Below are 409 nucleotides of genomic sequence, written 5' to 3'. Positions count from 1 at the left end.
TGATGCCTGCATCATTCAAACCTCCCTGGTTGGCTTTTTTATACACGCAGTCATCGGTTTTGTTGCAAGTATCAGCGAGCATTGTTTTGAACTGATCTACGATCCCCTGGATTCCGCTTTTAACGACTGATTTATAGGAATCGATTGCGTTCAGATTGGTTTGGAAAGTAGCTTCCGATTCGTCCATAGAATCCAGAAATTGGCTGTAATTGCTTTCTATCGTTTGTAAGGAGGTTGCAAAGTCGTTGAATCCCTGTTGCTCATTCTGGTTGAAGTTTTGACTCCACTGGTTTCTTGCATTTGCAATTTGTTGTTGGAGCTGGGCCGCTTGGGTATATGTGTCCTGCCCGGAAAGAGTGGTTTGCACTCCGATCCGGTTCAGGTAGGTCGTGTCCACTCTGTTTGTATT

General features: G+C 44.7%; 1 protein-coding gene. It reads right to left on the bottom strand.

What is annotated here, in order from left to right:
• On the bottom strand, positions 1 to 409 hold a 409-nt coding region (locus tag EHS11_RS03005; RefSeq protein ID WP_135762944.1), incomplete at both ends, for a TIGR04388 family protein.

The sequence above is a fragment of the Leptospira ilyithenensis genome, assembly GCF_004771005.1.
In the GTDB taxonomy this organism is placed as follows: Bacteria; Spirochaetota; Leptospiria; order Leptospirales; family Leptospiraceae; genus Leptospira_A; species Leptospira_A ilyithenensis.
This window is presented reverse-complemented; position numbering and strand designations above follow the sequence as displayed.